This is a genomic window from Photobacterium proteolyticum (assembly GCF_001939735.1).
In the GTDB taxonomy this organism is placed as follows: Bacteria; Pseudomonadota; Gammaproteobacteria; order Enterobacterales; family Vibrionaceae; genus Photobacterium; species Photobacterium proteolyticum.
Genome location: NZ_MJIL01000084.1, coordinates 119511 through 142610, shown reverse-complemented (window position 1 = coordinate 142610; position 23100 = coordinate 119511). Strand labels below are relative to the sequence as shown.

General features: G+C 45.6%; 22 protein-coding genes. 8 read left to right on the top strand and 14 right to left on the bottom strand.

The genetic code is table 11. From position 1 onward, the window contains the following. Entirely contained in the window at nucleotides 1-1089 is a 1089-nt protein-coding gene (locus tag BIT28_RS17050) for a 4Fe-4S dicluster domain-containing protein (protein WP_075765889.1), read from the top strand. Continuing rightward, nucleotides 1082-1918: an FAD/NAD(P)-binding protein gene (locus tag BIT28_RS17045; protein WP_075765887.1), complete on the top strand. Its 837-nt coding sequence runs from the start codon at nucleotides 1082-1084 to the stop codon at nucleotides 1916-1918. Before BIT28_RS17050 ends, BIT28_RS17045 begins: the two co-directional genes overlap by 8 nt. A gap of 54 nt (nucleotides 1919-1972) precedes the next feature. Here BIT28_RS17045 and BIT28_RS17040 read toward each other — a convergent pair whose 3' ends face one another. Together BIT28_RS17040 and BIT28_RS17035 are read right to left on the bottom strand one after the other, a co-directional pair. Next, nucleotides 1973-5515, bottom strand: a complete 3543-nt coding sequence (locus tag BIT28_RS17040; protein WP_075765885.1) for an Ig-like domain-containing protein — start codon at nucleotides 5513-5515, stop codon at nucleotides 1973-1975. A gap of 622 nt (nucleotides 5516-6137) precedes the next feature. Continuing rightward, the gene (locus BIT28_RS17035) at nucleotides 6138-7058 is read right to left on the bottom strand and encodes a LysR family transcriptional regulator (RefSeq protein WP_075765883.1); all 921 of its coding nucleotides are present in this window, start codon (nucleotides 7056-7058) and stop codon (nucleotides 6138-6140) included. An 83-nt stretch (nucleotides 7059-7141) separates the two neighbouring features. Between BIT28_RS17035 and BIT28_RS17030 the strand changes: the two genes are divergently transcribed. Beyond that, nucleotides 7142-7501: a DoxX family protein gene (locus BIT28_RS17030; protein ID WP_075765881.1), complete on the top strand. Its 360-nt coding sequence runs from the start codon at nucleotides 7142-7144 to the stop codon at nucleotides 7499-7501. A 208-nt stretch (nucleotides 7502-7709) separates the two neighbouring features. On the opposite strand, the gene trxC is transcribed toward BIT28_RS17030, so the two are convergent. From trxC to BIT28_RS16980, 10 genes are all read right to left on the bottom strand, one after another. Beyond that, the gene (gene trxC / locus BIT28_RS17025; protein ID WP_075765879.1) at nucleotides 7710-8147 is read right to left on the bottom strand and encodes a thioredoxin TrxC; all 438 of its coding nucleotides are present in this window, start codon (nucleotides 8145-8147) and stop codon (nucleotides 7710-7712) included. A 153-nt stretch (nucleotides 8148-8300) separates the two neighbouring features. Continuing rightward, the gene (locus BIT28_RS17020; RefSeq protein ID WP_075765877.1) at nucleotides 8301-8498 is read right to left on the bottom strand and encodes a hypothetical protein; all 198 of its coding nucleotides are present in this window, start codon (nucleotides 8496-8498) and stop codon (nucleotides 8301-8303) included. A 409-nt stretch (nucleotides 8499-8907) separates the two neighbouring features. After that, the gene (locus tag BIT28_RS17015; RefSeq protein WP_075765875.1) at nucleotides 8908-9927 is read right to left on the bottom strand and encodes a hypothetical protein; all 1020 of its coding nucleotides are present in this window, start codon (nucleotides 9925-9927) and stop codon (nucleotides 8908-8910) included. 31 nt (nucleotides 9928-9958) lie between these two features. Further along, nucleotides 9959-11107 (bottom strand): cytochrome-c peroxidase, encoded by a 1149-nt coding sequence (locus BIT28_RS17010; RefSeq protein WP_245823728.1) that lies wholly within the window; start codon nucleotides 11105-11107, stop codon nucleotides 9959-9961. Between the two features lie 97 nt (nucleotides 11108-11204). Then, nucleotides 11205-11618, bottom strand: a complete 414-nt coding sequence (locus tag BIT28_RS17005; protein ID WP_245823726.1) for a FixH family protein — start codon at nucleotides 11616-11618, stop codon at nucleotides 11205-11207. 237 nt (nucleotides 11619-11855) lie between these two features. After that, on the bottom strand, nucleotides 11856-12581 hold the full coding sequence (gene dhaM / locus BIT28_RS17000; RefSeq protein WP_075765871.1) for a dihydroxyacetone kinase phosphoryl donor subunit DhaM: 726 nt from the start codon (nucleotides 12579-12581) through the stop codon (nucleotides 11856-11858). Between the two features lie 14 nt (nucleotides 12582-12595). Then, nucleotides 12596-13663, bottom strand: a complete 1068-nt coding sequence (dhaK, locus tag BIT28_RS16995; RefSeq protein ID WP_075765869.1) for a dihydroxyacetone kinase subunit DhaK — start codon at nucleotides 13661-13663, stop codon at nucleotides 12596-12598. Nucleotides 13664-13985: 322 nt separating this feature from the next. Further along, on the bottom strand, nucleotides 13986-15272 hold the full coding sequence (locus BIT28_RS16990) for an OmpA family protein (RefSeq protein ID WP_075765867.1): 1287 nt from the start codon (nucleotides 15270-15272) through the stop codon (nucleotides 13986-13988). A gap of 133 nt (nucleotides 15273-15405) precedes the next feature. Further along, the gene (locus BIT28_RS16985; protein WP_089153686.1) at nucleotides 15406-16242 is read right to left on the bottom strand and encodes a hypothetical protein; all 837 of its coding nucleotides are present in this window, start codon (nucleotides 16240-16242) and stop codon (nucleotides 15406-15408) included. A gap of 14 nt (nucleotides 16243-16256) precedes the next feature. Then, entirely contained in the window at nucleotides 16257-17798 is a 1542-nt protein-coding gene (locus BIT28_RS16980; RefSeq protein ID WP_245823725.1) for a hypothetical protein, read from the bottom strand. 735 nt (nucleotides 17799-18533) lie between these two features. On the opposite strand from BIT28_RS16980, the gene BIT28_RS16975 reads away from it, so the two are divergent. After that, nucleotides 18534-19517, top strand: a complete 984-nt coding sequence (locus BIT28_RS16975; protein ID WP_083651915.1) for a SphA family protein — start codon at nucleotides 18534-18536, stop codon at nucleotides 19515-19517. Between the two features lie 130 nt (nucleotides 19518-19647). Here the strand turns inward: BIT28_RS16975 and BIT28_RS16970 are convergent, their stop codons facing one another. Then, nucleotides 19648-20007 carry a winged helix-turn-helix transcriptional regulator gene (locus tag BIT28_RS16970; RefSeq protein WP_075765863.1) on the bottom strand — a complete coding sequence of 120 codons (360 nt, stop codon included), beginning with the start codon at nucleotides 20005-20007 and terminating at the stop codon, nucleotides 19648-19650. 109 nt (nucleotides 20008-20116) lie between these two features. On the opposite strand from BIT28_RS16970, the gene BIT28_RS16965 reads away from it, so the two are divergent. From BIT28_RS16965 to BIT28_RS16950, 4 genes are all read left to right on the top strand, one after another. Beyond that, nucleotides 20117-20527: a GFA family protein gene (locus BIT28_RS16965; RefSeq protein WP_075765861.1), complete on the top strand. Its 411-nt coding sequence runs from the start codon at nucleotides 20117-20119 to the stop codon at nucleotides 20525-20527. 302 nt (nucleotides 20528-20829) lie between these two features. Further along, nucleotides 20830-21021, top strand: a complete 192-nt coding sequence (locus tag BIT28_RS16960; protein WP_075765859.1) for a hypothetical protein — start codon at nucleotides 20830-20832, stop codon at nucleotides 21019-21021. 356 nt (nucleotides 21022-21377) lie between these two features. Then, entirely contained in the window at nucleotides 21378-21677 is a 300-nt protein-coding gene (locus BIT28_RS16955; protein ID WP_075765857.1) for a hypothetical protein, read from the top strand. A gap of 70 nt (nucleotides 21678-21747) precedes the next feature. Continuing rightward, nucleotides 21748-22068, top strand: a complete 321-nt coding sequence (locus BIT28_RS16950) for a protease inhibitor I42 family protein (protein ID WP_075765855.1) — start codon at nucleotides 21748-21750, stop codon at nucleotides 22066-22068. Nucleotides 22069-22132: 64 nt separating this feature from the next. Here the strand turns inward: BIT28_RS16950 and yidA are convergent, their stop codons facing one another. After that, a complete protein-coding gene (gene yidA / locus BIT28_RS16945; protein WP_075765853.1) occupies nucleotides 22133-22942 on the bottom strand; it encodes a sugar-phosphatase in 810 nt (269 codons plus the stop codon). Nucleotides 22943-23100 lie beyond the last annotated feature (158 nt).

The following is a 23100-nucleotide window of genomic DNA, read 5'->3' as shown; positions in this document are numbered from 1 at the left end:
ATGCAGCAGTACTTACTAGAGTCGCTTCATGAACTGCAACTTCATTTATCCCGCTCCCGTCAGTTTTTTCAGGTCGTCGACGATGACGGGGATCCTCATTGGCAGTATGTTGAGCCGGGTGAGTTTCATCCAATGACTCATAACATGCCATTGAGTTCGGCCAAGAGCTTCTTCTTTGCCGAGCAAGAGCCGCTGTATGTTTTCGATGGTCAGTTTTTTCGCGAAACATTACCTGAGCCAGAGCCTTTTGTTCTTTTTGGGGTATTGAGCTGTGATTTGATGGCGATTCACTATCAGGATATTTTCTTTGAGCAGGATCCCTATTATCAGGCCCGTAGACAGCGAGCACTGTTGGTGGGAATAGACTGTGTTCACCCTTGTCAGGAAGGGTTTTGCTACTTGGTCAATGCCGGGCCAGGTGTCCGGGATGAGACGGCAGATTTGATTTTGCACCCGCTGTCAGATGGCAACTGGCTGCTGGTGGCTGTTACTGCAATGGGCAAAGAATCGCTTAAAGGTTTACCGCTTGTTCAGGCCACCCCTCATGATATAAGTCTCCGCTGGGATGATTTGAGCCATTGCGAGCAGCAGTTTGAAGATCATTCATATATCAGCACTGGGATCAACAAGCTTAATGCCGATGATATGTCGGCTTCATTCTGGCAGGACGTTGGTGTGCAGTGTCTTGGGTGTTCTGGCTGCACGACCTTGTGCCCGACCTGCTCTTGCTATGGAACGCAGAGTCTGCAAATCGATCAGGTTCCTAATAACTCCACTCAAGAGAGCTCGGCAATTCAAGGCAGTTTGGCAGGGCAAGACTGCCAACTTGGGCAAGATCAGCCTGTGAGCCAGCAGGTAAGGTTTTGGGATTCTTGCCTATACGAAGGTTTCCAGCGTGAAGCCAGTTTTCATAACCCGGCTGAACAGGCTGGCGAGCGGGTAAAGCGTTTTTGGTATCACAAATTCAGTGATGATTTTCTTCCCGAGTTTGGCCGTTATGGTTGCGTTGGTTGTGGTCGATGCGAGCGAACATGTCCGGGTGTTATCGGTGTTCACTCGATCATGAAGAGGATAGTCAACGATGCATAGCTTAACGCCTTTGCCTGCTGAATTAGTTGATTTCTATGATGACGGCGAGCACACGCGCCATTTTCATTTTCGCTTGTTGGAAGAGCCCTTGGGAACGAGCCGTGAACACCTGTCTCACTGGCAGCAAACTCAGACCGGACAGTTTTTTATGCTCACCGTACCGTCCTTGGGAGAAGCACCGTTTAGCTTTACAGAGGTACCCGACGAGAATGGTCACTTTCGTGCTTTGATCCGCCGTATGGGGGCGGTGACATCAGCACTGTTTGAGCTCGAAGCCGGTCAAGTATTGGGCGTTCGGGGCCCGTTTGGTATCGGCTGGCCCATGGATGAGATTTCCAATAAACGGGTACTGGCCATCGGAGGTGGCTGTGGCCTGGCGCCTTTGGTCAGTGCTGTCGATCAGCTTATTGAGCGGCAGAACTACACCCAATTGACACTGGTTTATGGTGCCCGTACCCGGCAGGCACAGATGCTGAACCCGGAACGGGAACGTTGGCAACATATCATACCGGTGTACAACACCATAGAAGATGGACTGACAAACGGCAGAGATAATGAATATCCTGGTACGCCGAGTGATATTCTGCCTTCGGTACTGGATACGTTTGGCGAATTACCCGAAGTGGTATTGCTGGCTGGGCCAGAGGCGATGATGTATTCGATAGCGGAGTATCTGGTTGCCTATGGTGTTTCGGCTCAGGCTATCTACTTGTCGATAGAGCGGCGAATGCACTGTGCAGTAGGAACCTGCGGTCATTGCTATATGGATAGCCAATATGCCTGTACCGATGGGCCGACGTTTCGCTGGGATCAATTGCCGAGCAAATAAAAAAGGGCTACATGCGTAGCCCTAATCGGTATGATTGGTGAGTATCAACAGTATTTACTGTGCAGGTGCAGGATCTACAGGCTGCTCAGGTTCTACTGGTGGTACAGGTTCCTCTGGAGCAACCGGTTCTTCAGGTGTGACAGGTTCTTCTGGTTGTTCAGCAACTGTCGGCTTACGCATCTGAAGCTGCCAGTATTTCGGATCCGTACTTTCTTCGTTGCTAAGAATTAATGTGTTACCGAGGTTGTATAGTTTCCAATGAGTGTCTATAGCAACCGGTAGCTGATACATCAACGGATCGCTTGACCAGTTTCCGCTTTCATTCCGGACAGCGGTACCATAGTTAAATACAGCAATTAGTTCGTTGGGCACATCAACGTTGTCGAGAGTAAATTGCATACCATCCTGTAAGCGAGCATTAGAGCTGTATTGCCCTTTCATTTTTTCGCCAAATTTACCAAGGCGTTGATGACGTATGTGCTGCTCAATGACGCCTTCAACCTCGACATCAGCAATTTCAGTGACCTCAACATGTTCATTTCTGGCTGCATCTTTCAGTCGGCCGGCATTAAACACGATGTGGCCATCGAGTTTGCGAGAGGCTACTGCATAGCTTTCGACCGTTGCAGTAACTTTACCATCGGCAAAGAGGTGTAACTTAGGTAGCTCTGCAATAGAGTCCCATAGCCAGTAGCCAACGCCATCATAACTTCCAGTTTTAGAAACGAGACAACCTGCTCCAGAGTCCTTAAGTGTTGCCGAAACAGCAAAGCTTAATGTTTCGTTGCTACGGCAGAAGTACTCAGCATCACCCGGGTAAGTAATTTCTTGGCTTGTTACCTCTAGCGTTTCTAAATCTAAGACACTGAGCACAGGCGCTCTAAATGGACTGTAGTTCATTTGTTCGGTATCTAAGACAGCTATCTGTTTTGTGTTGGCCGGAGTTTGAATACGAACGCCAGGAATTTGTGCTTTTTGCTCCCATACCGCTGTTTCAAAAAGATAAACATATGGTGTAACACCACTATCGCTATGGGTTACTACTAAGTTTCCGTTTGGTGTAAAGGCGAAGCTGTCATAAGTGAAGTTAAACTTCCCATTTGGGAAATCAGCCATGACAATTTGAGTTAGTGCCCCGCTGCTCAACTGGTAACGGTAGCTTACTTCTGCTCCTGTGGCGTCAGTGGTTACCAACAATACATAGTCATAGTTATCGCTGATGATCTGATTTGATACAAGTTCTGAATCAGCAAGTACCAATATGGCTTCAGACTCGCCTTCGGATGTTAGTTGAGTAGCATAAATGCCGTCTTGTTCAGCACCTTGTACTTGCCAGAAACGATATAACGAATTGTTACTTTGTATTGCTTGCACTAAGGTTACTGTCTCACCAACGGGAGCTTTTCCTGTTAGCGCGTTCCACTGGTACACATCTTGGTTATCCAGTATCTTGGCGTTTAAAGTCACTCTACTTGGATAGTCATTTGCTGAAGTCGTCGCGCCCAGTTCTACGAAAATTTGCTGTAGTTCCACAGGGACATTTTCAATTCGTAATTTATCTTCGCCTGAACGAATTGCACGAATACGATCAGCGTCTTTATCGATGACTCCCACTTTGATTCCAGATGTATCAACTTGTCCTGTAAATCCGTAGGATTCAAAATCCAGCCCGTTCTCGGTTGCGGTAAAGACATGTTCAACGCCATTTGAGCGGACAAATTTAAAGCCGTACTCAAGAGTTTCGCCTTCATGTAAGGTCATCACCCCATCAACAAACGCTGGGGTAGAGGAAATGATCTTCGGCTGGATGACGGTGACGGTTTCTTCCAGGGTAAAGTCTTGATAGGTTGCGCTAACGACTGACTGGCCTTCTGCGATACCGGTGGCGACACCATTTTCATCGATAGTCAGGAACTCTGGGTTGCTGCTGCTCCACACAACACCATCGGTGACTACACTGACGCTACCGTCATTAAATTCGCCATTGAGCGATAATTGCAAGGTCTCGGCGCGTGAAATGGTACCGTTGGGCAAGTTCAGGCTTACGCGAACCATCTTCGCTTCCACATCAAATTCCTGTGTGGCGCTGTACTCGCCAAATTTGGCAGTTACTGTTGCGGTGCCCACCGCCTTGCCAAGGAAACGACCGTTACCCAATGACTCCAATATCGCTGGATTGCTTGATAACCATTCGGCTTCCTGGCTGAAATCCACAATGTAGCCATTCTGGTGAACACCGTGAGCGGAGACTTGCCGCTCATCTTCCAGGTACTGCTGGCGTTTTTCGGCATCTAAGCGTAATGAAACCAAGACAGCATTGTCCGCATTAACACCGATTGTGGCTGTTTTACCTTGATATTGTGCTTGCAGGAGAATATTTCCTGGCTTGACGACTTGCATGTTACCATTTGTGAATACAACGGCATCAGCAGGGCTTACTGCCCAGGCCGTATTTCCTGTTACTTCTGTTGTGTGCTCATCTGACCATATTGCGGACACTTGCGGGCGTAAAATATCACCGACGGTGACCTGTTGGTCAACACCACTGATGACGATGTGCTCAACTTCAGCTATCGGCTCGCCGGCCTCAATGGTTGTTTCTGTGGAAGCGCCTTGGTATTCAGCCGAGAGCGTGATAGTCCCAGCTTGTTTCACTTCCCACTGAGTGCCGTTTTGTACCAACGCGCCTTCAGGGGTGACGACGTAGTTGGCAAGCGCAGTCACATTGGTCGAGTGGGCATTAGACCATAATGCATTGACAGAAGGGTTGATCGTATCACCGACACTAACCTTTAGCGGTAAGCCTTCCATAAGGAGATAGTTAACGACTGGCTCAACGGGTTCTGTCGGGGCCGGGATGACTACGTTGTCGTATTTCAATTCCCAGGCCGCGAGATCAACGAAACGGCCGGCTTCTTGATCTAAAAACCAGGTATCGGCAAATAATGCAGCCCATGCTTCGCCGTAAGGCACGATATTGAGTCGGTACCATTCTTCCCAGGAGGTATCGTCTAGCAGGGCTCGCAACCAAATTGTACTATTGTCGAAGCCTGCCAGGGTGGCCGAGTAATCAATGATTGACTTTAAGCCTACGCCGTAGCGAACTACCATTTTTTCCGTGATATTACGGTCGATGTTTTGCAGCGCATTCCATTCTGCCTCGGTGACAAAGTTGTTTTTGTTCACGTCGGCAAGCACATATTCAACGGTAGAAAAGTTAGTAATGAGGCTTTGATTTCTTTTGCTCTCAAACGCTTCGGCTAAACTTTTTCCCGCGAACTGATAAAGGATAATATCATTACGTTGAGCATGGTAAGTGATTGGTTGTGTTTTAATTTTGTCGAACTCAGCAACAGGGATCGAGGCGTTGACAGAGTATTGGCCAAGAGTGTTTGTTTTTCCTGAGGCGAGCAGGCTGTTGCCGGCATAAATAGACACCGTGGTATCGGCCATTGGGCCATCATATACCGTACCGCTAAATGTAATCGTATTTTGTGGTGCTTTTTTTTCAAGTTCAGTTTTATTGTCTGAATCTGAACCGCCACAACCAGTCAACATTGCAATGAGTGAAACACTCATCAATATAGGCTTGTGCATTCCATATCCTTAATGATTTAAACGCTACATTATTTGAATAAACAAATTCAAAAATTTCATTCCTAACACGTGTTTTTAGTTTTAAGTTAAACTAAAAACAAAATTAACTTTTATCGCTTCTTAACTTTGATTGATATCTCAATATGAAAAATAACAATGCGGCGGGAGGTTAAATTTAGCCGTGTTATTGTTCAAGTCTGTTTTTATTGAGAGTTGAAATAATAGTATGACAAATATTCACTATGGATTTATTTATATCTATCTATTTAGGTAATATTCTCATCTATCATGATTGTTTTTATTTGTTGTTTTGTATCAGCTGTTTACAGTTTGATTTTGGTTGGGTTTAGACAGGGTTGTATTAGTTGTAAGAACTGTAGTGATGATTTAAATTGGTTTTGTTTTCTAATTGTATCTCAAAACGAGATGGTAATATTCCTTGTAAGGATTAGTTTCTGTGTTTTTAAATCTCAGAGTTTCTACATGTTTTTTTGTAAAAAGATTAAAAACAATTACTCAAAGGTTGAGATTTACGTCTAAATAAAATGTTGTGTAATTTATATTGCCAATGCAATCAGATATCTGAAAAAACGCTACGGTTACAGTGTTTGGTATATCACTTTCATTTATTTCCTTTGAGCTGCTTGAATGCATTATCAATTTTATCTCGGATCCACTGGTGAACAGGCTCATTTTGGTGTCGCTCATGCCAAATTCCGCGGATGGTTACGACAGGGAGAGGAAAGGGGCATGACTTTCGCTCGAGTCCGTAAAATTGCTGACCTTGCCTTGCGATTGACATAGGAAGGAAAGCAATTAGGTTTGAGTTTGGTAGCAAAGCTAACTGTGAATTGAGTGTCTCGGTATAGAGGCCAATCTGCCGTTCAGGCAGTCCTGCTTCTTTCCCATACCGCGTGACGGGATCATCTTTGTCATCGAGAAGGCTGGATTGGATGTGGGGATAGAGGAATATCGCGTTGCTATTCCAGTTCGCCAGCACCGGGTGGTGTTTATCCAGCAAGCAAACGAGTTCCTCGTCGGCGAGGCGCTTTTGCATAAAGCGGGGATTGGCTTGCAGGCCGGCACCAATGATCATCTCCAGTTCACCTTTATCCAGTCTCTGGTCGCTGTCGGCTGTTAAAATCTGTATATCAAAGATGATGTTTGGCGCTTCATCTTTGATCGCCCTGAAGGCGTCTGCAAGGTAAGTTGCAATGAGAAAGTCATGGGTCTGGATCCTGAACTGACATCTTACCGTCGCCAAATTCAAGGACTTCGGTGTCAAGAGGGTATCTATTTCATCCAGTATGAATCTCAGCTTGCCTGAAAGCTCGAGGGCGTAACTGGTTGGCTCCAGTCCCTTTGCATTTCGAATAAACAGCGGATCATTGAATGTCGTTCGCAGCCTGGTCAATGTGTGGCTCATCGCGGACTGGCTGACATTCATTCTTGCTGCTGCACGCCCGACATGCTTTTCTTCGAGCAAGGCGTACAGTGATTTCAAGAGGTTAAGGTCAACTTTTGAAATATTATTTCTATTCATAATTGTTATCAGGCGTAATCACTACTGATAATAATGGTGCGAGTGTAAGCTCTTTTCAACCCATCAATAGGATAAAGAGCATAATGAACATTTTTACTTCAGTAGCCACCGGGTTGCTTTCGGCATTTTTCATGTTTGCCAGTTCTATCAAGCTACTAGGCTGGCAGAAGATGATTTTTGATAAGCAGTTAGCCTTCTTCCATTCATACGGACTTAATCGCCAGTTTATGTTTTTGGTCGGATTAGCGGAGTTATTTGGCGGTATTGCTATCTGGTTTCAGGGTAGCTTTTGGGGAGTGCTGGGAGCATTGGCTCTGGCTGGAACATCAATGGGGGCCATTGTCTGTCACCTGCGGTTTGATACATGGAAAGATGGGATCCCGGCGATGATCACCTTATTGCTATCGAGTGCTGTGGTGTATGCCGTACAGCCATTCCTATAGTGCTCGTATTTGGGCTCTTGAACATGAGCTTTACACAATTTACCGAATATGATTACCATCCAGCGAGCTGTCGAACTAGAAAATATGTATGACGGGAAGAGCTGATACCGGTATCAGGAAAGATGCTGCAAGTCACAATTGAGTTACTGTCAAACAGGGATGGATACTCGCGGCTGTATCCACCCTTCGAATTGGCGAGATCCAGGTACTAGGCTTTGGTCAGCGCCTGGTTTAGCCATTGGTCGAACTGGCCTTTAGGTAGTGCGCCGTTGATTGTGTCGATAACTTGGCCGTTTTTAAACACCATAATCGTTGGAATAGAACGAATCCGGTATTGAGCTGCAAGTGTTTGCTGAGCTTCGGTATCAATTTTAACGAAGCGAATATCTCCGTCGCGCTCAGCGGCAACATCTTCAAAGATGGGGGCAAAGCCTACACAAGGGTTACACCATGGTGCCCAAAAATCGACTACCACAGCTTTATCGCCCTGGATCAGGGACAGGAAGTTGTCGGTTGTGCCTTCAACGGGCTTACCGTCCAGTAACTTATCTTTGCATGCGCCACATGAGGCAACGTCGTTAACGCGTTCGGTCGGGAAACGGTTGAGTGCCTTGCAGTGTGGGCAACGGGTAGTCATAGTGGTCATCATTGTATTCCATTAAGAGTCTTTGGCAATAATGTAACGACTACCCCAAGATTAGAAAAGCCGGAATAATAGATTGATACGATAGATTGTTTCTATCAAGTTAAAGTACTGGCTAACTTCACTTTAACTGACTTCGGTCAAGTACTTTGTTTGTTAGTGAATTAACCCCAACTCCTTTGCTTCCGCGATAGTCAGGCCGCTATCACGAATGTCGCGAAGCATTTCGATACGGCGTCTTGCTTCTGCCTGTTGGCGTTTGGATTGAGCTACGCTTGAGGCAGTTTCATCTTTGTAATCCCACTTAGAAGCAACATCTGCAATCTCTGTGTGGTCGATAGAATTGATAGACACAATTACCTCCTAAAGAAACCCTGCGTCGAAATCAACTTATCTTTACCAAACGAAACTGGAAGAGTTAAGACGATAAAATCCACTTTGTGACATATCGCATAATAGTGCAAATTGTATGAAAACCTGCTTTGAATTGGGCGAGTTTGGGGGTACCTTTGACTGTTCCAGCTCTTGAGAAATCATGGTGGCAGATCAAATTTTTTGCGTACACCTGTTTTGTTTTATTCGTCCTCTTTTTGTGTCGTTTTCGTCCCATTTATTGCTGCAGTTAAATTGTAATAAAACTGTTATATATTAGATGGTTACATCTTATCCAGCCGAGTTGAATAAATGGGAAGATGCTGCTGTCTCCCAGTTGCATATATGTCCATTCCCCCCACATAATATTCACTGCGTTAATGACCAAGCATTATGGCCAAGCACGTCTCCTTACTTGTTCCGAATCTGAACTCCCTGCTTCCAGCAATAAGATAAAGAGGATGATGAAGATTGGCATATGTCCGACAAGCTCATCCCAACCAGAAAGCAGAAAAGTTGTGGTGAATATCGCCAGCAACAGGGTGTAAATTATTCGGTTGGCAAGATTGGCTATAAGGAGTAGCCCGATAACTGTTTCACTTACCCCGACGAATAGGACGAAGTGAAGGTTGCTGATCTGGGGGAGATTGAGTAGAGGAAAGAAATTGTAGTACTCGTTTTGGTCGATAAATGCCAATGCCATGCCTGGAAGCATAAGTTTATTGTGGATCCCCAGTTCTAATAACTGAAGCCCAAGTCCTATCCGAATGAGATGAACAGCAGTTCTTCGCCATTGATTCTTATTCTGCCCCAAGGATTTACAAAGGCTGTAGTCATTTCTGTTAAGGCTCGGACCAATAAAAACCAGTGCAAGACCAACGAACAAGAACTCGAACAGATAATCAAGCGCGATAAAAAAAGGAAAGAAAAGCAGCAGTGCGAGAGAGGTGAGTACAATTGCAACACCCGTGAGGCTAACTGAAATTGCCATAAGGACGATAGCAGCAACCTGGATGATGACACCGTATAGTGCAAGCTGGGGTGAGAGAGTAAGGTTCGGGGCAAGGAACTCCCCCTGCAATAGGTTAATGGCAAGGTAACAGTTAAGAATCAGCACCAGGAAGTACCACAGCCATGGATGGGACGTAACAACAGGGCGGGTTAGACCTGCTTTTAATGACTGCGGCACGATTGTGACTCGGGTGAATAGTACGGCTAAGGTGAACAGGCTGAGTGTTGCCACAGTAAGTGCAAGTGCAATCAGATCGAAGGGGAGGTTAACATCTGGGTTGGTGCCATCGGGGATAAACCACCTTACGTGGGCGTATCCGGGGTTGCTAAAACAAAGGCAAGCCAAACTGACGGTAATGACAAACCAAGCCTTACCATGAGGTAATTTCATTCTTTTCATTAATTGTATCCTCTCAAAGGGTTATCTCGGATCATTTTGCTGACTCGTTATTGGGTGCTGCCGTCAGCGTCAAGAGAAATGCTTCGAGCTGGTTGAGTTGATAGGGTAATAATTTAAGTGCTGCAATGTCTGAATGTGTACCGATAGTTTTTGCAGCCCGGTTGTAGTATTGGAGTACGTCTTTTAGGGTGCTAAATTGTCCGGCATGCATATAAGGGGCTGTTGCTGAAACATTCCTCAGGCTTGGGACCTTCGTTGCTCCCTTGAGTTCGTCTGCGGCTCTTTTGCTGAACAGTAGTTCCTTGCATTGTGATGGCAGGCTGTCGCTATAGCGACCTAGGCAGTTGAATGGATCGGCAAAGGCAAGTTCAAGGCCACTCCTATGTCCTTTTTGCGCATCGGGATGAGGCTCGGGAATGGTTGTGGCATGAAATCCGCCATTAGATAGCAATGGGCCATTATGGCATCGTAAGCACTGCCCTTGCTCGTTGATGAAAATTTTCAGCCCTGCGACTTCTTGTGCATCCAGGAGAGGAGCTTGAGTCAGACTCGATTTCTCTGTTGCAGCCATCATTTGATCGACATAACGATCAAATCGTGTATCCACCGGCCATAGGGTTGCCTGATAAGCTGCTAGAGATTTCCCAATATTAGCGAAAACTCGGTTAATGGCTTCTTGGATATTTTTGTCTAGCTGGTGCCACTGCTGTTGCTCCGTAGGGTACTGGCTGCTTGGGGAGGCTTGGGCTGGCAGTACTGTATCGGTGAGCTCATCAGGAATAGGACCAAAAATTGTTTGGTAAAGTTGCGGATATTTGTCAAGGACGTGTAGTACATACTGAGTGCGTGTACCGCCGTGTTCGATGTGGTTCTCTAGTGGCTTCAGAGCCTGGGCCCATAGGCTATCAGCCCTTCCGTCGAGCATGTACCAGTTAAAGTTGGCTGCACCGAGCAATGACGGAACTTGCTTTGTTATTGATAGATCATTATCTGGATTAAGAGTGAAATAATGTTCTGGCTGGTGGCAGCTTGCACAAGCAACTTGTTTAGATCTGCTTAGTTGGGTGTCACTGAAAAGTCGTTCCCCAAGCAATACCGCCTGTTTATCGTGCAGATATAGATTTGAGGCGTCATTTACCTCCCACTTTTTAGGGAGGCGCAAGCTGCTAAGAATAGCCAACTCATTTTGACTCCATTGTGCTTCTTCAGACGTCGATACATTTATTATTAGGCTAATAGCTAATAAGGCCGTAGCACATGAAGTTATTAATGATATTTTAATTGGCGTTGTCATGATCTAAATCAAATTCTATTTTTTGATAGAAGTCTGAACTATTATTAATACCAATAAGTTCAATCTGCCATTTCCCATACATATTAAATTTCACGCCATCAATAATGTATTTCCCCGGATTGATTTCATCAATTAGCTTAGGCTGGGAGGGGAGGCCGTGTTGGTGCTCAGGCATGCCACCCTTGACTGTGAACTCTAAATCCTCAACTGGGTGCCCTGAAGGGGCATCAATGATGATGAGCCAGGAGTGTATATTATTCAACGTGATAGGGAAGTCTTCCGGGGCAGCGTTGACGTTATAGTTGGCACTCTGCACGCTAATAGGTAACGCAGTACCAGCAAACAGAGGATGAGTTAACATCAGGATGAAGGTAGTTAAGGTATATTTTATAAACACGGAAACCTAGCGTTATTAATTGTTGTGTTTGTTGTTTTAGTATTGTTTTGGTGATAGTCATCTTCAACCTCAGCTTTGAGAATAACCACAATAAATATATTGATAAAAGCTGGAGGGTTAACGTTATATTACAGGGTTAATAATATTGTTATTTTATATCTGATGCTTAATGGTTGCTTGTGCGCTTGTTTAAAATTAAATTACGTGACAAATATAGAATCGACTTTTGTCAATTAACTAAAGATTGTTTGTAGAGATGTGCTGCAAGACTTCGACGGCTTGTTCGGCATCCTCGCCAAGGATGGTGAAGATAAGCGTGTCATTGTGTTGGATGTTCAGTGAGAGAATCTGGTTGATATGCTTGGCATCGATGGACTTGCCGGCTTTTGCCAGCCTAATTTCAGCGTTAAAAGCGCTAAGTGCTTTGGCAAGGATTGCGGCGGGGCGGATATGGAGCCCATGGGCGTGGTGAACCTTCCAGATAACGGTTTGTGATTCATGATGGCTGGCATCAACTTCTGTATTTTCGCTTTTCGGTTCTTCAGGTTTCAGTGGCTGCTCAAGGGCTTGGATTTTGGCGCTAAGGGCATTGTTTGCCTCCTGGAAAACCGTCTCCAGCGGTAATCCTGATGCCGCTGAGACACTGGCGGCAATACAGCCTTCGACAATAGGGGCGGTACAGATTTGGACGGATTGACGGTGTATTGGTGCGATAAGATCAAGTGCCGTTTCAGCACTGAGGATCGCACTGCCTAAGTCGACCATTACCAGCACGCCGTCTGCTGAATAAACGGCTTCAATAGCCTCCATAACCGCAACGGCATTTGTTCCAATCGGGTTTTCAGGATCATCAATACCGGCGGCTAGTACAATGTTTACTGTGCCCTGGGTTACCTGTTCGGCAAGCTCCAACAATCCCTGTGCAAGCTTCAGGCTGTGGGAAACAATAACAAGGCTGACCATTAGCGTTGTTACAACTAGAGGCCCCAGCGCAGGGCTGGCGTGTTAACGGGCTGGTCCCACAGTGTCAGCATCTCATCGTCTATTTTGAGCAGGGTGATGGAGACGCCTTGCATATCGAGCGACGTGCAATAGCTACCGATGAGCCTGCGCTCGATGGTGATCCCTGCCTGAGCCAGAACTTCTTCAGCTTTCCGGTAAACAGCAAATAACTCAGATAACGGTGTGCCGCCGAGGCTGTTAACCAGCACGATGACTTTGTCTCCCTGCTCGATAGTCGCGGTTACCCATTGCTCATCTTGCCAGTCACCGTTATTGCTGTCCCAACGTCGCACAGTGCGTTGATATGGTGTGTTGTCGAGCAATTGCGCCATCATGTCGCTGGTGGTTGTATCACAATCTGAATACGGCACCTTTTTGATGCCCGGCTCACCATGGATACCGATACCAAATTCCACTTCATTGTCAGCCAACTGAAAGCCGGGTTGTCCGGCTGCGGGCACCGTACAGGCGGACAGGGCAACGCCTATCGAACGCGCCTGATTGGCGATACGTTTGGCCAGTTCACAGCATTGCTCCAGGGTGTAGCCGACTTCAGTGGCTGCACCGAGTATTTTTTCTGCCAGAACGGTTGCGGCAACACCTCTGCGACCGGCTGTGTAAAGGCTGTCTTTAACTGCGACGTCATCGTCAATCAGGGTGGCCTGAACGTTTATGCCATCAGCATGCAGCAGTTCAACGGCTGCCTCAAAGTTCATTACATCACCGGTATAGTTTTTGACGAGAAATAGAACACCTTCTCCGCGATCCACCTGTCGGCCGCATTCGTACATTTGATCAGGCGTCGGGGAAGTAAATATTTCACCGGGGCAGGCGGCATCAAGCATTCCATAGCCAACAAAACCACCGTGCATAGGCTCGTGACCACTGCCTCCACCGGATATCAAAGCAACCTTCGGACGCCCCTGGGAAGCGCGGTAGATGTAATAAGGGGCAAGGTTTATTGTGAGCTCAGGATAGGCTTTGGCCATTCCCTCAAGCTGTTCTTTGACGACGTTATCAACGTGGTTGATCATCTTTTTCATTGGCGGCCTTTCAGACAGGGAAGCTGTCTGTTTATGTTAGTAGACGGTCGCCAAATTGCGTTATAGAGCTGAGCGTAAAAGGTAAAGGCTCCAGTTAAGGAGCCTTGAAATAGACATCGGTGATCATATTTTCATTGAATAGGTTGCTGCGGATGCTAGTCGATGTTTACTGCCAGCCCCTCAGCGAGCGCCTGGCCAAGCGCTTGGTGGAAAGACGTTATGTAGGTTGAGGTTATGTGGCGTTATGTCGAGAGTGGTAATGAAAGCAGTAAACGGGATACCCGCCCAAAGAGTAGGGCGGGTATCCTGCAGATAAGGGGAATTATGGTTTCTTAGGAAGAAAATCAACCATTCTGATCCCTCTTGTTGCGTTGTAATACAGTTTGCCTTTGAGTGCAGAGTACTCCTTTGATGTCGCGTACTTTGGAAGTACAAGGTCAATACAGCGCAGTGAAGATTTTTTATCTTCAATGAACAGGCGGAAAAGAATGTTGTCTTCTGCATTGTAAACTTTTACTGCAGAAGGATACTTCGCCAGCGCTTTCTTGTTTGTTTTATAGTTCTTATAGATGCTTACCGTCGGGATTGCGACTGGCGTTGCGTCTTTTTTAGCTATGGCGACAGGGTTGATCAGCACAGCATTTCTTCCCATTTTTGCCCACCAGGCCTTGTGGCTCATTCCCGGTAGGTAGTCGCTGGTCGATAGGGTCTTTTCCTTAATCTTGTCTTTCGGCATATCGTCAAGGCAAGTTGGAGGGGGGGGCTCGTTGGCATGGGCCTTTGTGAACAAGTCGAACCAGCCACTTTGCTTGATCGGGCCAAGGGCATCAACAATATCGACTTTATTGATATCGTATGGCTCGCCGCCAAAGTTGATATAGTTCTTCGTTGGAAGCTTCTTGGGCGGTGTTTTACGCTTTTTGCTGGCAGTCTGGTTCTTCTTTTTCTGCTGCTGTTGCTTCTGCTTTTTGCGCTCGTAATACTTGGCGGTTAAAAGCGTTGCATAGTGGTGATCGTAATAAGCTTGCAGATCATCGAAGTTATAGAATTCAAGCAGTTCTACCCGGCGGTTAAGGGCTTTTCCCGCGGCAGTTTTGTTGGAGGCGACAGGCTGGTATTCGCCCAGTCCTTTGTAATAGACATGCTTATTGTTGACCTTGAACGTGAGTAATTCGTTGCTGATTGACTTGGCTCTCTTATCAGAGACTTCCAGGTTCAAGTCAGCCTTACCGCTGTTGTCAGTATGGCCAAGGATCAACACATATGACTGCCTTTTGTTGATATTTAGCGAGCGACCGTAGAAGTAGCCTCGGTAAGAGCGGTTGGTGATCGTTGTCTCACCGGATTTGAATAATTTGAGAAACGTGGTTTTGGTACCCACTTTCTTTTTGCTGCCGTTATTAGACAGGTAGATATCTTCAGTCCGGATGTCCATCTCGGATGCATACATTTGGGCAAGTTGCTGGTCCGAATAGCCCTTTTTCTCAGTGCTCTTTACCTTATCGGTGGAAGAACAACCAGATAATACCAAGAGGAGACCCAAGCCTAAGAGTAGTTTTCTGGCAAGCTTCGAGCTGTTGTGTTGATAGCCAGTGAATACGTTAAGCACGTTGATAACCTAGTCCTTTTCAAAGTGGTTCTTTTGCAGTCAGGGTTAAGTCAGCGATTGGACTACAAGATTCTATTTGTTTAAAGCAAACACCCAACAAGCCAACATAAGTTGGCTTGTTGGGTATTGAGTGTTACTTCATTTGGCTAAGTAACATAGGCCGCCCCATCCCCAGGAGCTTGGCATTACTTTGCTGGAAGTATCCCTGCCAGAATGTCTGCAGTTGTTTCATCTTTTGAGTTGAAACATAGGACTGACCGCCAGGTAGTACACCGGTACCAATGATGTAGATATCCGCATTCGCAAAGTCTGTAAACATGCTCTTTTGGCTAACCAGAGCAAGCTCTTTCTGCGGGTCAATCGTACGGATACGGCCATTACCGTAGAAGGAGGTAATATCCGAGTTTTCCAGCATGTCGCTAACGAGCAGAACAACTTTACGCTTGGCAGAAGAGTTGGCGACAATCTGGCTGGCAATGTCACTTAGGGTGCCAATCAGCTCGGTATTGGTTGGGGTTTCCTGGGCAACAAAAGAGTCTTTCAGTGTTTGACCGATTTTGTTGACGAAGAACACCGACTGCTTCTTCAGGCACTTATCAAGCTTCGCCAGCTGAGATTTTCTGACATGGTTACGTTGCTCGGGAGCAAGTGGCAAATCCGTTTTACCCTGAAACGCGATATTGGTATAGCCATCGTTGTAGAACGACGAGAACTGAACCATTTGAACAGCATCACCAGGTTCAAGGAAGCGTTTGATCTGCTGATACATTTCGCTCTTCATGTTGTCATGCAGGCTGTGCGCCATCGTACGGTCGAGAACAATGAACAGTTCACGCTCATTCGAGTGGTTAACCAGCTCTTGAGGTAGCGAACTTGTACAGCTCGGCACATCATTGCGATCAATCGCAGCATTGGCAGACAGGCTACAACCAAGAGTCAGCAGAGCCGGAAGAATCCATGATCTTTTCATTATGTGATCCTTGTTTATACCATTGCCTGCAGACGCGCCAGACGCTCTTCCGGCGTTTCTTCTTTCTGCTGCTTGATTTGTGCCATCGCTTTGATAACAACTTCGTCAGAAAGACCTTCGATATCGTGATTTTTCACTCGTGCAATAATAGCTGGATCAATATCACCTTCCGCTGAAGCTGCTGAAGCTGCTGAAGCTGCTGGAGCCGCGGGTGTTGGCGTAACTGGCGCTACAGCTGGCTGAACTGGTGCTGGTTTAGCCGTTTCAGCCAATGTAACTTTCTGGGTGTGACGCAGTACTTCCAGCTTGATGAAGTTGATGAAATTACGGTTGGTCGGGTTTGCCGCAGCGTGCAGTACTTGCTGTTCACCAGAGTTCTTCTGGGCGTAACGAGAAATTTTAGCCTGCAGGTGAGACAGTACGCGCTGTGCAATACGGGCGACTTCATCGCGTTTCGCATTGTGGTGGGCGACGAAGCTGGTTACGTTTTCGAACTCATGAACGTAGCCGTAGGCATCTTTGGACTCTTTACCTGAGAAGGTTGTTTTGAAACCCAGGTAAATACTGTAACACTGCATAGCAATGAAGATAACGGCCAGGATGATGAAGGTCGTCCAGCCTGCTTTCTTGTGGGCTGACATTTTTTCTTGCAAGGCTTTCTTATCTGCAGCGTCGTTCGTTTCGATAGCTTCTGCTGGTGGTGCAAACGGGTCGTCAAAAGTGAACACATCATCAGTGGAAGAAACTTCTCCTTGAACTTGTTCGATAGCAAGTTTTTCAAGTACCTGTCCACGAACGTAGGTTGCGCCAGAGGCAACGATAACAATGAAGATCAACGTTACGATTGTCATCACCCAGGTTTTGGAGAAGTTGGCATTAACCTTGTCCAGACGGTTAGCCATTTGCTGCCAGCCCGGTTCATTGTCATCGATGTGGTTTAGCTTCGACTTCAAGCTCACACTGTTGTTTGGCTCGATGATGTTTGGCTTGTTAGGCGAGTTCTGCCAACGTAGTCGTACTTTGTCGATTTGCTGGTTACGGTATAGCTCACCACCCATGGCGTGAGTAAGTACTACCAACAAAGCACTGATCAGCATCGCAATCGCAATCGCTGCTTCTTTTTGCAGCGCTTCACTCGCGTCCTGAAGGGTAAAGCCAGCCAATACATAGGCAAAACCAGCTGCTTCGATGAGAACCAGAACAGATAGACCAAGCCAGTGGTACCATTTAAGCGGAGTGATCCCTTTGTCTCCGACTTTATCCAGGTAGATGCTTGCCTGTTGATAGTGCTCTTTATCAGCGCTGTATTTGTCGTATTCGCGAACGAATGAGTTACAGACTTCACGTTCAGCGTTAAACCAACCCTGATCGTCCATTTCAAGACGACGTGATAGGCGGTTGTTGATGCCGATGAGTGGAAGGCGGTAGGAAATTGACTTTAACCACAGTGAAATTCTACTCCACCACACGTAAGTTATTACCAAGAAGGACAGTGTGGATACCACAACCGACAGTAGCCCACGGTATTGTGAGGCTAACTGAATCAAATCGTTCATAGCTTCTCTCTTATTTTAGTGTTTGTTGATATACCTAGCATCATCAGTCCCTGATGATTGTTTAATGTTTGTTTCGAAAAACAGGCAGGCATTATCGATTGAACATTCACAAGTGAATGTAATTCAAAAAACATGCTGCTTATGAGTTATGAATATTATTACCAATGTTTATCTTGCTTGATTATTGTTCGCTTTCGAGCAGTTTGGTAATAGCAAGAACTACAAAACTTAGTCATGTAAATTTAGTTAGCTCTATTAGTTTCTTAACTAAATGATAATATCATAAACTATGCTGATTTTTCCAGTTAGCTTTCATTTTCATTGTGTTACATTCTGGTCAGATGACTTGAACCGTGTGTAACATTGAGCAATGTCAAGGTTATGGAAAAGCAGGTCACCCAAGCGGTAAATACTTACTGATTGCTGATCTTCTATCAAGGTACGGTTTTGTGATAAATGTACGTAAAATTTATTATGAGATTTATTAAAAGCACAAAAATTACGCATTTCTGATATGGGTTTTATGGGGGAGCTTTGACATCATAGTATCTCCTGTGCCTTATCTCATTCTCAGTGAAGCATCTCATCAATAATATTATCGAGGGTTTTCTTATCGTGGCTACAGCTTTCAGCCTTGCGTTGGCTAAGCTGTTCTGTATATACCCAGCACCTGACGGAATTTTGACACTCTAGCTTGAATGGAGTTGCCCATTTATAAGTCGGATTGGTTGTTTTATGGCAGAGTACGTTTTGTGTTTTTTGCGATGGACATTACTGATGTTTGGCGGCTGGTCGGTTGTTATCTCATCACCGGTTTTTGCCGAAGAGGGAGGAAGTGGCCATTACCTTCCCGGTTATATGGCGTCGAGCATTGATCTGTCACTGTCAAATGAAGCCGTTTTAGTGCGCTTGATAGCCAACAGCTTCGAAGGAACGTCGGGCAATTCAAAGTTGCCAATGGCTGGTCAAATTGTAACAGAGGCGGATATTGAGACTGACGAGGTCGCCCTGGATTTTCGCTGGAGCCCTGCCGATGAATTTGCTGATGGCTGGGTGTTTAACGCGGGAGTGACATTTCCTTATATATCGATGAGAGTATCAGCTGACATTGTGGATGAAACGGGGGGGCAAGATACTGTTTCCAGAAGAGTCGTATCAGAGCAAAGCGGCTTGGGGGATGTGGTCATCCAGCCTCTGATGTTCGCTCATACAATCAACAGAGAGTGGTGGGGGGATTATCGCCTTGCTCTTTATGCCCCAACGGGCGATTACGAACTAGGGCGTCTGGCCAATACGGGTAAGAACTACTGGACCATTAGTCCTTCGTTGGGATTTGTGCATATCGAACCGGCTATCGGAAGAGAGTTCTCAGTCTTTGGTGGAATAGAATTCAATAGCAGTAACAGTGATGCTGATTACCTGACGGGGACACAAGCTCATATCGAGTCGACATTTGTTCAGAACATTATCTTGCTGGGAGGGTTTACCGGTATCGGCGTCAGCGGTTACTGGTATCAACAGTTAACCGGTGATAGTGGTCAAGGGGCTGTGCTGGGAGAAATGAAGAGTCAGGCTATTGGTATTGGCCCTGTATTGAGTTACCGAGCTAAGTGGCATCGAACCAAACTTGCGGCTGAGTTGAAATGGCTTCATGACATTGAGGTGAGCGGACGATTTGAGGGTGATACCATTTCAATAAAAGTACGCGCTGAGTATTAAAGGTTGCAGGCGGGTTTGTCTAAGAAAAAACAGTGGTGATGCGCTGCCTGCAACCTTTACCTTACATGCAATCTGTCTTTGGGTCCGTTATGACTTTGAGATTCTACCTAATTAGCTTAAAAGCATATATCTAGACTTTCATAAACCACTCCGGTGGTATCCAAGAACCTTCAACATATTTGTTACCCCACCTTGCTAGCTCTTGAAGAATAGGTAAGAGATCTTTCCCTTTTTGCGTTAATAGGTACTCATATCTTTTGGGGCGATGTTGATAGGCAACTTTTGAAATAATGCCTTCAGCTTCAAGCCGTTTTAGTCTTTCAGCCAGTCTATTAGTTGGGATCTTCTCTGGTGAGCTGACTAAATCACTATAGGTTTTCTTACCACAATGAAGATCTCTCAATACAACAAGTGTCCATTTATCTCCAAATATATCTAGGCTATTCACGATTGGGCAGCCAGAGCGTTTAAACGAAGGTTTGTTATCCATTGAGTACTCCACTAAAGCAACTCTTCTGAATTTTAGTATAGTTACTTGCGTTTTTGAAGTTACATTACTATCTTTAATTTCAACTATGTAAACGATTAGGAGGCGACTCATGGAAAGGCTAACAGGCGAGTGTTTATGCGGTTCAATATCCTATGAATGTACCGAACACGCAGTTATGGCGGGGCACTGTCAATGTACGGATTGTCAGAAAATAAGCGGGGCAGGCCATATTTCAAATATCGCTGTTCCTAAAGGGAGTTTAAAGATCAAGGGGCAGTTGAGTTTTCATGAGAAGACAGCTGAAAGCGGTAATGTGGTGAGAAGGGGATTTTGTCCTAGTTGTGGTTGTCACATTTACGCTGAGAATAGTGGTATGCCACAGTTTGAGTTTATTCGGGTGGGGAGTTTGCACAATTTGGAGTTATTCAAACCTGAAATGGTTGTGTATTCCAGCCGCGGGGCGTCCTGGGATCATATGGACCCGGCATTACCGAAATTTGAGATGATGCCTGAAATGTAGAGATGCCATATAAGATAACGAGAAGGCCTCCAGTAAAGTTGGAGGCTGAATATTATTGAACGATAATGCGATGCTTTCCTTTTATCTTCCTCATACCTTACAGACAAATCCGTGAATAATATTTCAGCTATTGAGGCTTGAGTCACGCTATCTATCACACATCAAAATACACTTACATTTATAATGGAATTGCGAACTGAGGCGATGGGATCTGAACGGATGACGCCATCGTGATATCAAACTGGCCAGCTAGCTTATTAAGTCTAGTTAGCTTCTCAATTTGATATTGCGAGGATAGGCACATGGAAAAACTAGAGAGGGCTAAGGCACTGTTTAAGCAGCCGCTAACATTGGATGAGCTACGAAAGCTTGACCAGTTGGAACGCGCGGCAAAAGGTAAAGAACGAATGTATATTGGTGCACTATGGGATGCGGCTTATGCCGCTGTGGATCCCATTGTTTTGCACCAGGCTCGCGTTGAGGGACTGCTGTGATCAAGCTGTCTGTTGTCGCTAACAGAGGGCGCTCAACCCGGTGACAAACGACAATTGAACCGCTGAATAACTGAAGAAAAGCCGATCAATAAGATCGGCTTTTTTGTTGGCAGTGATAATGCGCTAAATATAACTATCTCATTGTTGCAATTGTATGTCTCGTTGAGGGTATTTTGTATGGTACGTCCTGTGGCTAATATCAACCCGTAATAGAGAATAACCCATGAAGAAAGCTTTAGTAATCAAATTCCTATAGTTCGTGTAATAAAGTGTAATCGTTATCTTTCTTGAATGGCTATAACATCTCTCCTGAATTAATCAGTCCAATAATAACACCATCAATCAGGAGACATATTATGTCAAACAATGTCAGTATCGTTGGCGCTTACGGCTCACTTCTTCTACCTGAAGAGTTTCCCTTACAAATGGTCGCGGCTTTTGAAGTCATGCACTCTATTGTGGGCGTTGACTACACACCGCTTGCCGGTCAGCAACAAGTTGTCGCAGGTACAAATTATGTTTACTTCTGCCGTGCGCAGCCTGTTTATCCTGATGCCGAAGCCTACATGGCTAAAGTACATATTTTTGTATCACTGCCAGACCGGGAAGGAAAAGTCCATTATTCCATTACTGAAATTGAGCGTGTTGCACCTTAATGTCCACAACCTGGATACTATTGATTAGACGGCTACATTTTGGGCTCAATGGAATGAGGAGTGACAAGTTATGACTATGGAAAAACAGGAAATTTTGCCGGTTCCAGGTGCAATAAACAAAGTTGCGTTGCATCAACTTGCTAACTTCATTGTTGATACGAATGTTTCGACTGGGTATACCTGGTCTGTGATTCCGGATAATTCGGGGACTTATAAACTCACCCAAATTGTAAATCTTGAAACCAACATTGGTTTACTTGGTAGTCCGGTTAAGAACATTTATCAGTTTGAAGCTATCCGTCAGGGGACGGGAAGAGTGTGTTTTGTACATTGCCCACCGGGCAGTAGCGAAGCGGTAGAAACGGTAGAAGTCACAATCGAAGTTGCTTAAGCCATCATAAGCATTGGTTAGCGACAAAGCAGGCTGTGTTTACAGCCTGCTTTTTACTATTCAGTTATTTCTTAAGAATAAACTCTTCAATCACCAGGGCAACACCATCATCATCATTGCTGTTTGTGATATGGTTCGCTAAGGCTTTGGTATCTTCAGTAGCGTTACCCATAGCCACACCAAGTCCGGCATATTTGATCATGTGATGGTCGTTACCGGCATCACCCATACAGATCACTTCACTTGCATCAATCCCAAGGTGCTCAGCCAGCATGGCAACACCAGCGCCTTTGTTGCTTTTAGGGTTTAGCAGCTCAAGGAAGAATGGTGCACTTTGCACAATCGTGTACTGCTCGTATAGTGACTCAGGTAGCTGGGCAATCGCTGATGACAGAACGTCAGGATCGGCGACCATCATCACCTTGATGATTTCTTCATCGTTGTCGAGCTCGGCAAAATCAATCTCGGTGACTTCAACGCCGTTGATCGTCGATTCATGCTGAGTGTAGGTGTTGTTTTGAGGTGTGATCAGGCCGCGAGACGGTGAAAACGCATGGACGAACACTCCCAGATCGTGGCCAAGGCTGGCAATGTTCTTGGCATCGCTGCCTTTCATGATTTGCTTTCTGATAATCTCTTTGCTTTCAACGCGCTGTACCAGCGACGCATTATAGCTAAGTACATAGTCGTCATTGCTGGTCATGCCTAGCTGTGCAAGGTAGTCCGCCATTCCCTCAAGTGGTCGGCCAGAAGCTAATACGACATGAACGCCTTGCTCTCTAGCGTCTTTAATTGCTTGCTTGGTGCGTACAGAAATCTCTTTCTGCGAGTTAAGCAGGGTGCCATCCATATCGAGTGCAACCAGTTTGTACATAGTGTGTATCCACAGTCATAAATTTTAGAACGCACATAATAATCAATTTATGTGATCAACTCGACATAAATAGATGACAGTGAGCTTACTTGTTCGCTTATTACCGATAGATAACTTAGTTGCAGCGTCTGTTAGCGAAGCTTTGCTTTATTTTGAAT

Coding starts and splice junctions, on each gene's coding strand:
- BIT28_RS17050 (WP_075765889.1), top strand. CDS start 1: ATGCAGCAGTACTTACTAGAGTCGCTTCATGAACTGCAACTTCATTTA.
- BIT28_RS17045 (WP_075765887.1), top strand. CDS start 1,082: ATGCATAGCTTAACGCCTTTGCCTGCTGAATTAGTTGATTTCTATGAT.
- BIT28_RS17040 (WP_075765885.1), bottom strand. CDS start 5,515: ATGCACAAGCCTATATTGATGAGTGTTTCACTCATTGCAATGTTGACT.
- BIT28_RS17035 (WP_075765883.1), bottom strand. CDS start 7,058: ATGAATAGAAATAATATTTCAAAAGTTGACCTTAACCTCTTGAAATCA.
- BIT28_RS17030 (WP_075765881.1), top strand. CDS start 7,142: ATGAACATTTTTACTTCAGTAGCCACCGGGTTGCTTTCGGCATTTTTC.
- trxC (WP_075765879.1), bottom strand. CDS start 8,147: ATGACCACTATGACTACCCGTTGCCCACACTGCAAGGCACTCAACCGT.
- BIT28_RS17015 (WP_075765875.1), bottom strand. CDS start 9,927: ATGAAAAGAATGAAATTACCTCATGGTAAGGCTTGGTTTGTCATTACC.
- dhaM (WP_075765871.1), bottom strand. CDS start 12,581: ATGGTCAGCCTTGTTATTGTTTCCCACAGCCTGAAGCTTGCACAGGGA.
- dhaK (WP_075765869.1), bottom strand. CDS start 13,663: ATGAAAAAGATGATCAACCACGTTGATAACGTCGTCAAAGAACAGCTT.
- BIT28_RS16985 (WP_089153686.1), bottom strand. CDS start 16,242: ATGAAAAGATCATGGATTCTTCCGGCTCTGCTGACTCTTGGTTGTAGC.
- BIT28_RS16980 (WP_245823725.1), bottom strand. CDS start 17,798: ATGAACGATTTGATTCAGTTAGCCTCACAATACCGTGGGCTACTGTCG.
- BIT28_RS16975 (WP_083651915.1), top strand. CDS start 18,534: ATGGCAGAGTACGTTTTGTGTTTTTTGCGATGGACATTACTGATGTTT.
- BIT28_RS16970 (WP_075765863.1), bottom strand. CDS start 20,007: ATGGATAACAAACCTTCGTTTAAACGCTCTGGCTGCCCAATCGTGAAT.
- BIT28_RS16965 (WP_075765861.1), top strand. CDS start 20,117: ATGGAAAGGCTAACAGGCGAGTGTTTATGCGGTTCAATATCCTATGAA.
- BIT28_RS16960 (WP_075765859.1), top strand. CDS start 20,830: ATGGAAAAACTAGAGAGGGCTAAGGCACTGTTTAAGCAGCCGCTAACA.
- BIT28_RS16955 (WP_075765857.1), top strand. CDS start 21,378: ATGTCAAACAATGTCAGTATCGTTGGCGCTTACGGCTCACTTCTTCTA.
- BIT28_RS16950 (WP_075765855.1), top strand. CDS start 21,748: ATGACTATGGAAAAACAGGAAATTTTGCCGGTTCCAGGTGCAATAAAC.
- yidA (WP_075765853.1), bottom strand. CDS start 22,942: ATGTACAAACTGGTTGCACTCGATATGGATGGCACCCTGCTTAACTCG.